The 13,560-nt window shown below is 43.5% G+C and carries 9 protein-coding genes and 6 tRNA genes; 13 read left to right on the top strand and 2 right to left on the bottom strand.

Annotated features, from left to right (window positions below):
• The first annotated feature begins 64 nt into the window (after positions 1–64).
• A complete protein-coding gene (locus DWY25_RS07835; protein ID WP_117894775.1) occupies positions 65–1,774 on the top strand; it encodes an FAD-dependent oxidoreductase in 1,710 nt (569 codons plus the stop codon).
• 332 nt (positions 1,775–2,106) lie between these two features.
• Here DWY25_RS07835 and DWY25_RS07840 read toward each other — a convergent pair whose 3' ends face one another.
• Both DWY25_RS07840 and DWY25_RS07845 read right to left on the bottom strand, forming a co-directional pair.
• The gene (locus tag DWY25_RS07840) at positions 2,107–3,039 is read right to left on the bottom strand and encodes a ribokinase (RefSeq protein WP_117894776.1); all 933 of its coding nucleotides are present in this window, start codon (positions 3,037–3,039) and stop codon (positions 2,107–2,109) included.
• A gap of 471 nt (positions 3,040–3,510) precedes the next feature.
• Positions 3,511–5,592: an alpha-amylase family protein gene (locus DWY25_RS07845; protein WP_117894777.1), complete on the bottom strand. Its 2,082-nt coding sequence runs from the start codon at positions 5,590–5,592 to the stop codon at positions 3,511–3,513.
• 179 nt (positions 5,593–5,771) lie between these two features.
• Here DWY25_RS07845 and DWY25_RS07850 point away from each other — a divergent pair, with 179 nt between their 5' ends.
• The 12 genes from DWY25_RS07850 to DWY25_RS07905 all read left to right on the top strand — a co-directional run bounded on the left by DWY25_RS07850 (position 5,772) and on the right by DWY25_RS07905 (position 13,537).
• A complete protein-coding gene (locus tag DWY25_RS07850; RefSeq protein ID WP_117894778.1) occupies positions 5,772–7,406 on the top strand; it encodes a hypothetical protein in 1,635 nt (544 codons plus the stop codon).
• 372 nt (positions 7,407–7,778) lie between these two features.
• Positions 7,779–7,854: transfer RNA gene (locus DWY25_RS07855), tRNA-Val, on the top strand.
• A gap of 10 nt (positions 7,855–7,864) precedes the next feature.
• Positions 7,865–7,940 (top strand) — tRNA-Thr (locus tag DWY25_RS07860).
• Positions 7,941–7,946: 6 nt separating this feature from the next.
• A tRNA-Tyr gene (locus DWY25_RS07865) sits at positions 7,947–8,031 on the top strand.
• A 16-nt stretch (positions 8,032–8,047) separates the two neighbouring features.
• Positions 8,048–8,123: transfer RNA gene (locus DWY25_RS07870), tRNA-Gln, on the top strand.
• 21 nt (positions 8,124–8,144) lie between these two features.
• A tRNA-Lys gene (locus DWY25_RS07875) sits at positions 8,145–8,220 on the top strand.
• A gap of 9 nt (positions 8,221–8,229) precedes the next feature.
• Positions 8,230–8,303, top strand: a tRNA-Gly gene (locus DWY25_RS07880).
• 561 nt (positions 8,304–8,864) lie between these two features.
• Positions 8,865–10,862 carry a BglG family transcription antiterminator gene (locus DWY25_RS07885; RefSeq protein WP_117894779.1) on the top strand — a complete coding sequence of 666 codons (1,998 nt, stop codon included), beginning with the start codon at positions 8,865–8,867 and terminating at the stop codon, positions 10,860–10,862.
• Positions 10,863–10,977: 115 nt separating this feature from the next.
• Positions 10,978–11,385, top strand: coding sequence for a PTS sugar transporter subunit IIA (locus DWY25_RS07890; RefSeq protein ID WP_039865336.1), 408 nt, complete (start codon positions 10,978–10,980; stop codon positions 11,383–11,385).
• Positions 11,386–11,402: 17 nt separating this feature from the next.
• Positions 11,403–11,897: a PTS sugar transporter subunit IIB gene (locus DWY25_RS07895; RefSeq protein WP_117894780.1), complete on the top strand. Its 495-nt coding sequence runs from the start codon at positions 11,403–11,405 to the stop codon at positions 11,895–11,897.
• 30 nt (positions 11,898–11,927) lie between these two features.
• Positions 11,928–12,719: a PTS mannose/fructose/sorbose/N-acetylgalactosamine transporter subunit IIC gene (locus DWY25_RS07900; RefSeq protein WP_006061016.1), complete on the top strand. Its 792-nt coding sequence runs from the start codon at positions 11,928–11,930 to the stop codon at positions 12,717–12,719.
• Complete coding sequence (locus tag DWY25_RS07905; RefSeq protein WP_006061015.1) at positions 12,719–13,537, top strand: PTS system mannose/fructose/sorbose family transporter subunit IID; 819 nt, start codon at positions 12,719–12,721, stop codon at positions 13,535–13,537. The genes DWY25_RS07900 and DWY25_RS07905 overlap by 1 nt, the downstream gene beginning before the upstream one ends.
• The last annotated feature ends 23 nt before the right edge of the window (positions 13,538–13,560 follow it).

The following is a 13,560-nucleotide window of genomic DNA, read 5'->3' on the forward strand; positions in this document are numbered from 1 at the left end:
GTTGACTCCGGTCTTAGGCCTGGATTTATAATTTGATAAACCATGGACAAAGGAGGAAAATGAAATGGGAAAAAAGGGAATTTCACGACGGGAGTTTTTAAAGGGAACGGCGGCCAGTGCTTTAGGTGTTGCGGCCCTGGGTCTGCTGGGCGGATGTGCTGCGGAAGAGAAGCCGGCAGCGGAACCTTGTCCGACTCCGGAAGCTTTAGCCAACGATTGGCTGGGACAGGAACCGCAGATTGAGGCCAGTTCGATTAAGGAAACGCTGGAAACTGAAGTGCTGATCGTCGGCGCGGGAACCGGCGGGATGTTTGCGGCGTGTTCCGCGGCGGAGAACGGAGCTAAAGTACTCGTTGTGGAAAAGTATCCGACCGGCGGTGGAATTCGGGATGATCTGGGGGCGATTAACTCGCGGTATCAGAAAGAATGGGGAACGCAGATTGACAAATTTGACTACATCACAGAGATGACGCATATTGCCAATGGACATTTAGACCAGCGTCTGGTCAAGCTGTTCTGCGAAGAGTCCGGGGAAACGATTGATTGGTATGGCGATCGACTGGCAGAACGCGGCGTGGAACTGTGGCATGAAGCGGGCGGGGATGATCCGGATGACCGCTATAAGCATTTCCCGACGGGACATTCACCGCGCTGGACCGGAAGCGACGACGGAAATGGGAATCCGCTGAACGGCAATATCGTTTTGACTGATTACGCATTGCAGCACGGCGTGGAATTCCGATATCAGACGACGATGATCAAGCTGACAAAAGAAAAGGACCGGGTTACCGGGATTATTGCCAAAGATGCGGAAGAAAACTACATTCAAATCAAAGCTTCAAAAGGCGTAATCGTCTGCACCGGCGGTTATTCGCTGAACTATGATATGCTCCAGGCATTGCAGCCGGAAAATGTGGCGATGGTAGGACGCAACGGGTCCATTCCGGGTGCTTCCGGGGATGGCATCAAAGCCTGTATCTGGGCTGGCGGTAAGTTTGATGAAACTCATTCGATGATGATGTTTGACCGCGCGGCATTGAAAGTTGACGCAAAGCCGGGAATTGATCAGCTGAAAAAGGGCGAAAGCGGATTTTTCTGGATGGGCTCTCAGCCGTTTTTAAAGGTCAATCAAGACGGCGAACGGTTTTTCAATGAATCTGGGACCTATGAAGGAATTCTGCATTCAGACGAATTCCAGAAGGATCATTGCCATTACACGTTATTTGACGGGGATTGGACAGAATATGTTCAGGAGTTTAAAACACATGGCTGCTCCCGTTTGATTCCCTTCCCGAATAACGCTGATCCGAATATCCCATACCAGGTGATTGCAGAAGGGATGCTTCCAGGCTTAGTGAAGGATGGTTTTGTTCAACAGGCAGATACCATCGAAGAACTGGCGGAGAAGCTGGGGCTGCCGAAGGAAACGTTGACCGCAACGGTGGAACGGTATAATGAATTATATGATAAAGGGGTTGACGAGGATTTCGGCAAAGAGGCGCACCGGATGTCCGCCTTGCGCACCGCGCCTTTCTATGGTGCGAAGAACTGCGGTTATATTCTGTGCACTATGGATGGAATTCAAATTGATCTGAATATGAATGCAGTGGATACCGAAGGAAATGCGATCCCCGGCCTGTATGTCGTCGGTAACGACAGCGGAGCTTATTTCTCAGCAACCTATCCAAACCTGTCGACAGGAGCGGCCTGCGGAAGAACTGTAACCTTCGGCCGGCGCACGGGAAGAATCGCCGCGGAACAGGAAAACGCCTAATCGTTTGCGATTAAAACGGGAATTACGGAATAACTGACGAACGATTTACGCAATTAAGAAATTGATTTTGATTTCACTTTTACCTTAATGAGAAGATCAGAACGAAACTTCTGTTTCAGTATGCTCGCTGGAATAGAAAGTCTAGTCCTGATCTTTTCTTTTAAAAACAGTAAAATGATTTCAGTCAATTTTGATTTTTAGATCACTGAAAAAGAGAATTGATTGGGAAATGAGGTTGAATCAGGCTGCGCGTGTAAACTGAAAAGTAGGCATTTCCCAGGAAATACTGTGAAACAGTTTAAATGAAAAACGACCGGAATAAATCCGGCCGATCAAAAGGTAATTTCAGTTTTCTTTGACCACAAGTAATCATGATATTGGTTCAGCAATGTCTGTGCTTCAGCTAAAGCGGGAATTGATGCTGAAGCTCCTTTTTTAGTAACGGCGCAAGCACTGGCAGCCGTGGCGATCGCAAGACAGTCAATGGCAGATTTGCCTGCTAATTTAGCAGCTAGGAAAAAACCTGTGAACGTATCCCCGGCGCCGACGGTATCGACGACTTCAACTGGACAACAAGGCAGAAAAATACGTTCTCTGCCTTCCTGCAGACAGCTGCCTTGATCCCCTAAAGTCAGAATGACTTGAGTATGCGGGAAAACTTTTGCGAAATAGTCCAGAATGGCTTCCGGTTCAATCTGACCTGAAAAGAAGGCGCCTTCGACTTCGTTGATAAATAACAAATCGATCTCGTTCAACGGCAATTGTCCGGGATCGGCAGGGGTGGGAGAAGGATTTAGCGCGATGATCAGGCCTCGTTCATGAGCTTTGTGGATTAATTCTTCTAATCGGTTAATTTCGTTTTGAATAACCAACAGATCTCCCGTCTGAAAATTAGCTAGCGTTTCATCAATCTGGGCGGAGGTAATGGCGTAATTGCTTCCTGGATAAACAAGGATGGCATTCTGTCCTGTGCGATCAATTTGAATAATTGCGTGACCAGCAGGTTGATCCACTGAACGTAAGTATTGTGTGTCAATATGATACTGAGCCAGCGTATCTGATAAAAGTGAGCTTGCCTGCCCCAGACATCCCGCAAAATGAACAGACGCACCGCCTTGACTTAAGGCGACCGCTTGGTTCATTCCCTTTCCGCCGCAGAAACACTGCATTTGTCTAGCTGACTGTGTTTCCTTCGAATTTAAAATGTGATCAACAGAATAAAAATAATCTAAATTTAATGAACCGAAAACTAAACATTTTTTCATGTCAGAGATGCCTCCTCACTCTTTTTCATTATAGCATACACAAATGATCGAAAGCGGATAAAAGGAAAAGCGTACTTAAATCAAATTATAAGGTTAGCATTAAGATCAATGTCAGGTAAAGATCGAGCGTAGACAAATCTTATTTTTGTTTACTTTTAAACGATGAATGCTTTTTTGGAGACCCTGTAAATTAGCTCTATAAATTTTGGGTTCTATAAATTTTGGTGTTGGTGGAAACCAACGCCTTTTTTTCTTGAGCATAAAAAAAGAGACATAGGTAAGAATTTCCGTTACAATAAAATCACCACAAATTACAGAAAGGAAATCTCACTATGTCCATTACTCATTCTATCAACTTTGCTCTTAAATTAAAAGACCTTTTTCAAATGAAAAACCAAATCCAGTTAATATCAGATTCATTTTTTGATGGATAAGCTGTTGAAATTCAAGATAAAAGAAAAATCAAAAATTTCAATTAACAATTTCGATGATTTTAACTTCGCCTGGAAGAAATGCGGCACATAGCGCTCGATCACCGATTTCCAAATTCAGGTCTGCTTGCTTGTTCTCATTTTCAGAGGATAGGATAACCTTTGCAGAATCAATAGCCATCTGGAAACGGTTTGGAAGGTTTTCGAGGCGAATCCAATGACGATGGCTGTTATCCATGTCGTGATTGGCGACCATCAAAATCATCGTAGATTTGTTTGCAAAGCCAAAACCCAAAGCCGGAATCCAAGGACCTTCAAACATTAGCGGGAATTGATCATTTTTGCGGAAAAGGGCTGTGCGGTAGCGTTTGCGGATGTGCGCCGCCGCTTCCAATAATGTCGGCAGCTGCCATCGCTGAGCGTCAAGATAGTGGAAAGCGTAGCGGTCAAACAAGGCCAGCTTACGATAATACGGATCCGTTTCCGGCAGTTGGTCCTGTTCGTTAGGACGGCAGTCCAGCCCGGTATTCATCGGCTGGATTTCGTAGACTTCCTGCCCAGAATTCAGGAAAGGGACGCAATTTGGAATAAATAAATTAAGCACCGTCAACATCCGGCTTAGCCGCCGTCCTCCTTCACGAGCACTTAACCGCGGTGTATCATGCGTTTCACCCACTGCGAAAACCGGACAAGGCAAACTGGCGGCGCCATAAGCGAAGGCGTTCAATTTATCCTCATTTGGCCGGGTTTCCTGCGTGAAACCTCCCCCGATGATCATGTTATACCCTTTTTCCAGAGAGCACGCTGCATTCTGGGTGTCCAGTTCCTCGGCAATGAAACAAAAATGAGGATCAATTTTCCGGGCCGCTTCGATGATTCGTTTCACCAACGCCAGTGGAAGCGCATGGCCCATGTCAATCCGTGCGCCGTCAATGCCAAATTCTGTTTGATAATAAGGAATGATCTGGCTTAACAGAGCCCATAACGGCTCGTTGATGCGATTGCCTGGATTCAAGCTGGCTTTCGCAACATCATATAGAATATAGGGATTAAAACTTTCATTTTTCGGCAAATACGCCGCGGAAGCTGCCGGATGATCTAAATACATGCGGAAAAAAGTGATATCATTCCATGCCGGCTGCGGATCGTTAATGCAATCACTGAAAGCTGGGGCAACGGTCATGTTAAATGCTTCCTGAACCAGATCCAGGATTTCGCCTTTGCCTTTTTTCCATTTTGCAACGACCATTTTCCATTTTTTTGGATCAATACTTTGCGGATTAGGTCTGAATTTACGGATATGTTCAAGGACTTCTTCACTCGCATACATCAATTCCAAGTATTGTGGATCCGCAACGCTGCCGGGTTCCACGCCAGGAACAAAAGGTGGGGTATACGTATCCAATTGGTCAGCGTCGATCCAGTAGAACCAATCCGGATGCTCAGCAATGAGATCCGAGTTTACTGAGTTTGTCCTTGGAATCAGGTCAATAATCACTTTGATATCCTGACAATGACAAGCTTCAACAAGCGCTTTAAATTCGTCCTCTACGCTCAGTTCATCGCCGGTCATCGGATCTTTTAAATTGGGATCTAATCTGAAAAAGTTACTTACGCCGTAAGGAGAACCCAGATCTCCTTTCTTATTTTTGGTTGAATACTGACTGATCGGCAGCAAATATAATGTGTCGATCCCCATTTTTTTTAATAAAGGAAGCAAAGCTAAAGTTTTAACGAAGGTTCCAGTTTCTTTTAAGCCATAGATATTCTTGGATTCTAATTCGCCGCTGCGGTCATGATCCCAACTGCTGGATGTGCGGATCATGCAGGAATAAACGCTGCTTTGACGGATCCAATTTCCACGCGTACCGCCTTGAGGAAGGGAATGATCAGCGTAATAGGGCTGGCAGACCGGTTTGGATTTTCCTTTCAGCAGAACGCTGATTAATTCGTCGAAAAATTGATAAGGATTAACACGAATTTCACCAGAGGGTAATTTATATTTTGAGGTACACTTCAAATCCAAGCTGTCGAAAAGATCAGGAAGAGTATAATTAAACGGGTAATCGTGGGTAAGAGACTGTCGCTTTAAAGCCTGTTGTAATTTTAATAAGTAACTCATGAAATACTCCTTATATAAGTAAATAAAATCCTATTTTATTTTATCATGAAAATCAGATTGATTGATAGAATTTCAGAGCTTTGGGGAGAATTTAAAACGTAAAACGTGAAAATAAATTTGTCAATCGTTTTGAAGTCTGTTACCATGATAGCGGTTAAATTGGACGCTGAGGTGAAGAAATGCGAAAGTTATTATTATTCAGTATCGGAGTGATGCTGGCGCTCGGGGGATGCGCTGAAGAGAAACCCTGCATCGCGGAGAAGGGAATCGTTTGTTACGATGAGGAAGCGCAGCAGTATCAAGTGGAAGAAGGCGCTAAAATCCGGGTTATGGTTGAGAATGAAGCCTACGGTCAGGCTTTGGAAGAACTTTGGAATAAGGAACATCCGGAACAGAGTGATGTGATCGAACCGGTTGTTGTCCAAAGCTTTGATGCGGCAACCTGGTTAGGCTATAAAACGGATATCGCGCTGTTGTGGAGTAATGACGCCGCTCAGATTATCAATAATTTTATGCCGGTGCAGCCAGAGTTGGAAGCAGTGATACAGGAACATGCTCCGCGGCAGTTTGGAGAACTTTTAAATATAGACGGTTTTCGGTATGTGCCAATGAGTTATTATGGATTAGTGTTTTCTACCAATATGACTATGCTGAGCGAAATGGGATATGACGTAAGCGATGAAAATGGCGATGGACTGGCAGATCAATTTGATAGTTTTGAAGAATTAATGAAATTGGCAGATGAATGGGGAGGGCAGGCGCGAACCTATCATGAGCGGCAGGTGGAGGCGGTATTCCCGTTTGCAATTTCAGAATTGTGGGCCTCAATGGTGTTTTTGAGTGCTGATGATTTTCGTTTCTTTGCATCACAGGATGCTTTAATATCCGGTATGGAAACGGAAGAGTTTCTGGAGGCTTTAAAATTTCTAAGAGCAATGGGGGAGCATTCTTGGTATTTAAACAGCGAAGAGAGTGCAGGTGAAGAACAGCCAGAGGTGTCTGGTGTTGAGGATGAAAATTCAAGGGACACAAATTCTGAATTACCGGCCGTGGATTCCGAATCAGAAGTTGAATCCGAAGAATTCCCGCCCGAAAGCAGTAATGTGAAGGAATCCCAGGATAGCTCTGAAGAGGAAGAGGAGATCATTCTTCCTTATCAAATCAAAAATGATCGGGCCTTCGACGGAGGGTGGTTGTATGATGTCTATCTTGAAAAGCTGATTTCTCCTTTTTCTTTAGTAGGGACTTGGATGTACTATAATCAGCAGGAGGATATTGAACAACAGGATTTTTATTTTTCACCTATGCCATCCTGGAAAGAAAAAATACTTTCACCCTTGGCGAAAACCAAAGGCTATTTATTGTCGGCTGGAACAAAATATCCTTCCGCTGCTAATGAAGTTTACCGTATAATTCGGAGTGAAGCTGGAATTCAGGTGTATATTGATACAGTGGATGAAATTCCTGCGGTAACGCAAGTGGATAGGCTTGAAAATCGTCCTAATTTGGAAACTGAGGAAAATGAAGATGGAAAGGAATCCCAAACAATCGAACCGTATTATTTGGCGTTTAGAAATGAGAATCAGAGACAAATAAGTTATGCTTTTTCATTCTCACAGGAGGAGTCCATGGTGGCTTTTGAAAAAGATCCATCTGTTAGAGGCTGGGATATGCTTTCTGAAATTGGATTGATCGAAATTGCACAACAAGTAATAAAACAGGAGATTACACCCGAGGATGCACAATTGGCATTGCTAGAAAACAGTGAAAACTGGATGATGCCGTTTAAACCTGTGGATGAGGTATTGGAATAGCCTCTCATTTGGTTTGCAAAGAGGTAATCAGGCTCTTGAGTATTAAGTTAGATTCAATATTCTGTAAAGAAGATGTTCTGTAAGGAATATGGTGCGTGAATTTAAGAAAAAGGGCCTGTTTTTTCATTGTTAGTCAGTTGTTTTTACAGCAGGATCAGAGATATGACAAAGCTGTGTTTGTATAATTCGACAGAGCTTGTAGAGGGAAGTGCTACAATTTTATTCCTGGGTTCGATACTGAATATAAAATAGTGTCCTACTGAAGCCTAAGTGTGGGACTCAATGTTTCAGAAAAAATCTGAAATTGTTATTGACGAGATTTAGATCTTATGATATATTATTAAAGCGCTGGTAATCAGCCAATAAAAAGATGGAGGCTTAGCTCAGTTGGGAGAGCGTCTGCCTTACAAGCAGAGGGTCGGGGGTTCGAGCCCCTCAGCCTCCACCATTTTTTTATTGCCGACTTAGCTCAATTGGCAGAGCAACTGATTTGTAATCAGTAGGTTGTAGGTTCGATTCCTATAGTCGGCACCAGGAGTTGGAGAGGTAGCGAAGTGGCTAAACGCGGCTGACTGTAAATCAGTTCCCAACGGGTTCGGCAGTTCGAATCTGCCCCTCTCCACCATTCTTTTTTAAGATAGTGGGGCATAGCCAAGCGGTAAGGCAACAGACTTTGACTCTGTCATTTCCCTGGTTCGACCCCAGGTGCCCCAGCCAATTTTAGTTTGGATTGTTTATGTCCCGGTAGCTCAGGCGGTAGAGCAACTGACTTTTAATCAGTGGGTCGAAGGTTCGATTCCTTTCCGGGACACCACTTAACTATGCGAATGTAGTTCAATGGTAGAACTTCAGCCTTCCAAGCTGACTACGTGGGTTCGATTCCCATCATTCGCTCCATTGAATAACATAACCCTGTATGAGGGTTTTTTTGTGTCTTAATAGTTCTCTAAAACAGTCGCATTAGGTAAAAATGAGTGTTTTTTAGAAAAAACTAAATTATTTGTAAGTACTTTTACGATTTCGTGCGTATATTATATATAGAGAAACAAAATTTATTGTTAGTTCGAGATACTTTAAGATTTAAATTTGTTTCTCTGAGCCTTGGAATATTTTCCAAGGCAGCCTGATAAGCTATATGCTCTGTATCAGGACGAGCGATTTGGGCGCTCAGTAAACAAAACCCTGTGCAGTTCGAACTAACAAAGTATGAGTCTCCTTTGCGGGAGACTTTTTACTTTGTTAGTTCGGTTAACCCTGCTTCTCTCGCTGCTGATCAGCTGATCTAACTATAAATGTATTTTTTATTTTAGCTGTAGTCGTTTATGGCTGAAAAAGTAGACTTTAACTGACATTTGAAATATAATTGAAAATGATAGAAAATAGCTATATTTTGGTTAGAAAACGCCTGGTTCATAAAGTCTACTTTATGAACCAGATCAGAAAGTTGGAGGATTAGGAATGGCGAATGAAAAGAAGCGAATCTTACAGTTATTCTATATTCTTGCCCAACAGGATCAATATATCCGTTCTTATGAGCTAGCGGAAAAAGTAGGAGTCACCGAACGAACGGTCAAAAATGATATTCCGGAATTAGAGGCATTTGCAAAAGCAAGTGGTGCTGATTTAGTAGCGAAAAAAGGAAAAGGTTATGTTCTCAAGGTTTTTGATGAAGAACGCTTTGAACCCGTAAAGACTCAATTGATTATACATTTTTCAAATGTTGGTGAAACACCCAGGGCTCAGAATGACAGAAGTAATGATATTCTTCGCCGGATTATTGTAGAAAATCGCTTTCTTACAATTGAAGATATCGCAGAAGAATTGTATTTAACAAAAAGTTCAATTCGGGAAGACATGAAAGATGTTAATTTTTTGCTGAGTAAGTTTAACATGCGATTGAAAAGACGAAATGAAGAGGGGCCTCTGGTTAAGGGCAGCGAATTTGATCGACGAATGTTAATGCTTTGTATTTTTGAAAATCACTATCATGAAGCAATAAATTTGTATAAGAATACAGATTTCTTATCTTTCTTTGACCGGGACGATGAAGAACGCTATGAAATTCGTCATATTTTCCTAAAAACATTGAGAGATTCAGATTGTCATATTCTTGATATCAACACCCAGCGTTTATCTCGCTATTTGTTATTGATGGTTTCTCGTTATCAGGCTGGATTTCCAATAAGTTTGACGCAAAATCAGCGCAAGTATATTCGGCGATTCCGAGAATATTCAGTTGCGAAAGACGTGATCGAAAAATGTCAACGATTTTCCGGCTTTGACGTCAGCGAGGATGAGATTCTTGCTTTTGCTTTGCTGCTGATCTTTTGGGCGGATATTCCTTGGGATTGCGATCTGTCGCAAAATTATTTTGAATTGCATGACGAAGCTCAGGACTTTATTTCACTGTTCTGCAAATCAATCAAAAAAGATTATAACCTGGACATCACCACAATTCCAGGTTGGTCACAGATTTTATGTGCAGGCATTATCCCCATGCTGGTTCAAAAAGATTTCAATGCTTCTTTTCACAGTGTAAGAAGCTTACATTTTGAAGATGCGCGGATTCACGACTGTCCTTTAGCCGCAAAATTTGCACACAATCTAGCTAGACTTTTTGAAGAACGATATCATTGTCAGCTAAGTTTGTATAATTTGATAACTTTTGCGGGACACTTAAATGTACTTTTGTTAATGATTTCTTATTCCTTTACCCCAGTCCGTGCGATTGTTTCCAATGGCGGCGGTTACCTCTCTTCTGGAATTTTTAAACGGATTATCGAAAGCCGTTTTGGATCCTATTTTTCTTGCCTGGATGTCTACGAGCTTTATGAAATGCGTAAACTACCGGTTAAAGACTATGATTGGGCAATCCTAAGTTATCCATATTATTCCTATAAATATGATTGGCCATGTCTGATGGTTGACAGTATTCCTACCCAAAGTCAGATGAACGATATATACAATCAGGTTATATTATCTGGAGTTCAGCTGCAGCCGGCGTTGGATCATTTACATTTAACCTCCCTCAATATATACCGTGATTTTGAGTATGAAAACATGGATTCTTTCCTTCGCCTGATCAGTTATAAAATGGGAAAGGATGCGGAGTGTGTTGATAAAATCCAAGCCGATCTTCATTACACGGTAAAAACGTGTGTTGCGAATAAAGTATGTATTCTTTTCATAAAACGCCGGTGGGTCAAAAAAGGAATATTTGAGATTTACCAGTTAAATCAGGAAAAACAGTTTGATGAACAACCGATTCTGCACATTGTTGTAATCAGTGTGGATTTTGATAATAACCTGGAAGCCGTTAGATTTGTTAATGACCTATTAATGATGTTTTTCAAAGATAATGAGAACTTGTGGATGTTGATTGAAAATCATCGGGTTACCGAATTGACGGAGATCGTTCGAGCAAGCTTAAAGGCTTTGCCAATTTCACTTGATTAAGGGAAAAAACGAAAGTTTTCCCTTTTTTTTCGGAAAAAGTGAGCGTGGTAACGCTTACAGAAACGATTTATAGTAAGGGCGTTGAAGAAATATCCAACAAGAAAGGGGTATCGCATTGCTGAAAATCTTTTTGTCATCACATGGTCATTTCGCCAGCGGCATGAAAAGCTCGTTGAATATTTTAATGGGCGCTTCTGACAATGTCACGGTGTTTGATGCTTATGTCGATCAAGCTTCAGTCCAGGAAAAACTTGACGCGTTTTATGCAGAAGTTTCTCCGGAAGATCAGGTTTTGCTGATGTCAGACTTAATCGGCGGCAGCGTGAACCAGGTCATGATGACCTATCTGCAGAAGCCGAACACTACGCTGATCGGCGGCGTGAATCTGGCCTGTGTTCTGGAACTTTCAACAAAAACGGAAGTCACGGCGGAGGAGATTGAACAGATCGTTGAACAGAGCCGATCGATGTTGAGTGTCGTGCAACTGCCGGATTTAACGGAAGAACAAGAGGATTTTTTCTAAGAAAGGAGGAATAGAAAATGATTAAGTTAGTACGTTTGGACGAAAGATTGATTCATGGTCAGGTAGCGATCAAATGGTCGAGGCATACGGGAGTTGATCGCATCGTCGTGGCGAATGATGAGGCAGCAGGGAACAAGATTATCCAGCAGAGTCTGATGATGGCCGCGCCGGCGACTGCGAAAGTAACGATCCGTTCAGTCGCTGATTCGATTACTCTGCTGAAGGATCCGCGGGCGGCGGGTCATAAAATTCTGGTCATCATTTCCAACCCGAAAGATCTGATCAAGATTTTGGAAGAAGTGAAGGAGATCCCGCTGATCAACGTCGGCAACTATGGCCGGATTGCTCCGAAACAAGGGGATCTTGCCCGTCGAACCTATGGTTCCAATCTGTATGCCTACGACGAGGAAGTTGAAGATTTCAAAAAAGTGTTGAGTTTCGGAATTGACACGGTGTATCAGACCACACCGGAAGATAATCCGGAAAAATTAAGCAAAGTATTAGGGTTATAAGAAAATCCATTAGGAAAGAGGAGGAGAATCATGGTATCCGCAGCTTTACAAATTTGTTTAGCGTATTATATCATTGCAATTTTAGATCCCTACATCATGTCCTGGCAGTGCCTCAACCGGCCGATCGTCGTCGCTCCGTTAGCGGGATTAATCTTAGGCGATTTCAAGACGGGCATCATCATGGGCGCATCCCTGGAATCGATTTTTATGGGAATTTCCGCCATCGGGGGTTCCATCCCGGCAGATGCGACAACATCCAGCATCATTGCCGTCGCCTATACCATTTTAACTGGCGCTGATATCGAAGCAGGCTTGGCGATCGCTTTGCCAATCGGCACGGTCATGGCTTCCATCGCCGGCATGTTTACACCGATCTGGGCTTCTCTTGCAGCGTATTGGGAAAAGTTGGCGGCGGAGTGCAATCCGCGTAAATTCGCATTCCAAACGATTGGTTTCTCATGTCTGACGCCATTGATCAACGTTGTTATTCTGTTCTTTGCGGTATCTTACGGTGTTGAAGGGTTGAATGCCTTCTTAGCGAGCATGCCGGCCTGGGTTATGACCGGGTTAGGGGCAGCGACATCGATGATGTTAGCGGTCGGCTTCGCGATCTTAACCTCGATGATCTGGAACAACGAAGTCGGCATCTTCTTCTTCGTCGGTTATGTTCTGGTGGCTTATTTAGGCATGGCAACCTTGCCGATTGCAATTTTAGGCACAGCCATTGCGATCACCATGTTTATGGGGGAAAAGCGCAGTATCGATTTAAAGAATTCGCTGACGGCTTCGGCAGCGAAAACAGATGAGGAGGATTTCTTCTAATGGAAAAGAAAGTATTAACGCCGGAAGAAAAGAAAGTTCTAAAATCCATGTTCTTCCGTTCCCATCTGGTTTTCACCAGTTTCAATATGGTGAAAATGGAAGCGAATGGTTTTACGATTACAATGGCCCCGGCTATTGAGAGTATCTATAAAGACGATATGGAAGGCAAGCGGGAGGCGTATCTGCGGCATCAGAACTTCTTCAACACGCATGCCGTACCGTTCAGCTTCATCGCCGGCTTAGCTTACGCGATGGAAAAAGAGCACAAAGAAAAGAACTCGATTGACGGTCAGACGATCGAGAGTATCAAAGCCGCGTTGATGGGTCCGACAGCCGGGATGTTCGACAGCTTGTTCTTCAACTGTCTGCGCATTATCGCCGCGGGTATCGGCATCGGTTTGTGCGCGGAGGGTTCGATTCTGGGGACCTTGATCTTCATCCTGCTCTATGGTGTAACGCAGTCTATCGTGAAGTATTTCTTTGTGAACTGGGGTTATGTCTATGGGACTTCGTTTATTGATATGGTGTTCTCTTCGGGCTTGATGGGCGCTTTAACGAAAGCGGCATCCGTGCTGGGCTTGATCATGGTCGGGGCGATGACGGCGCAGATGGTCAGCGTTCCGCTGAATTGGACGTTGAACGTCGGCCAGACATCGGTAGTGATCGGCGACGTATTGAATTCGATTTTCCCGGGCTTGCTCGGCGTCATCCTGTTGTTTACGCTGGTTCGCCTGATCAAGAAGGGCGCGCGTCCGACTCAGTTGATTTTGGGTATCTTCGTGTTCGCACTGGTCGGCGCTTTCTTCAGAATTTTCTAAAATCAGAGTTTAGGCTATGGAGG

This window comes from Holdemania filiformis, assembly GCF_003459085.1.
Lineage (GTDB): Bacteria > Bacillota_I > Bacilli_A > Erysipelotrichales > Erysipelotrichaceae > Holdemania > Holdemania filiformis.

Excerpts from the sequence above, each read along its gene's own strand:
- DWY25_RS07835 (WP_117894775.1), top strand. The coding sequence starts at position 65 with ATGGGAAAAAAGGGAATTTCACGACGGGAGTTTTTAAAGGGAACGGCG.
- DWY25_RS07840 (WP_117894776.1), bottom strand. The coding sequence starts at position 3,039 with ATGAAAAAATGTTTAGTTTTCGGTTCATTAAATTTAGATTATTTTTAT.
- DWY25_RS07845 (WP_117894777.1), bottom strand. The coding sequence starts at position 5,592 with ATGAGTTACTTATTAAAATTACAACAGGCTTTAAAGCGACAGTCTCTT.
- DWY25_RS07850 (WP_117894778.1), top strand. The coding sequence starts at position 5,772 with ATGCGAAAGTTATTATTATTCAGTATCGGAGTGATGCTGGCGCTCGGG.
- DWY25_RS07885 (WP_117894779.1), top strand. The coding sequence starts at position 8,865 with ATGGCGAATGAAAAGAAGCGAATCTTACAGTTATTCTATATTCTTGCC.
- DWY25_RS07895 (WP_117894780.1), top strand. The coding sequence starts at position 11,403 with ATGATTAAGTTAGTACGTTTGGACGAAAGATTGATTCATGGTCAGGTA.
- DWY25_RS07900 (WP_006061016.1), top strand. The coding sequence starts at position 11,928 with ATGGTATCCGCAGCTTTACAAATTTGTTTAGCGTATTATATCATTGCA.
- DWY25_RS07905 (WP_006061015.1), top strand. The coding sequence starts at position 12,719 with ATGGAAAAGAAAGTATTAACGCCGGAAGAAAAGAAAGTTCTAAAATCC.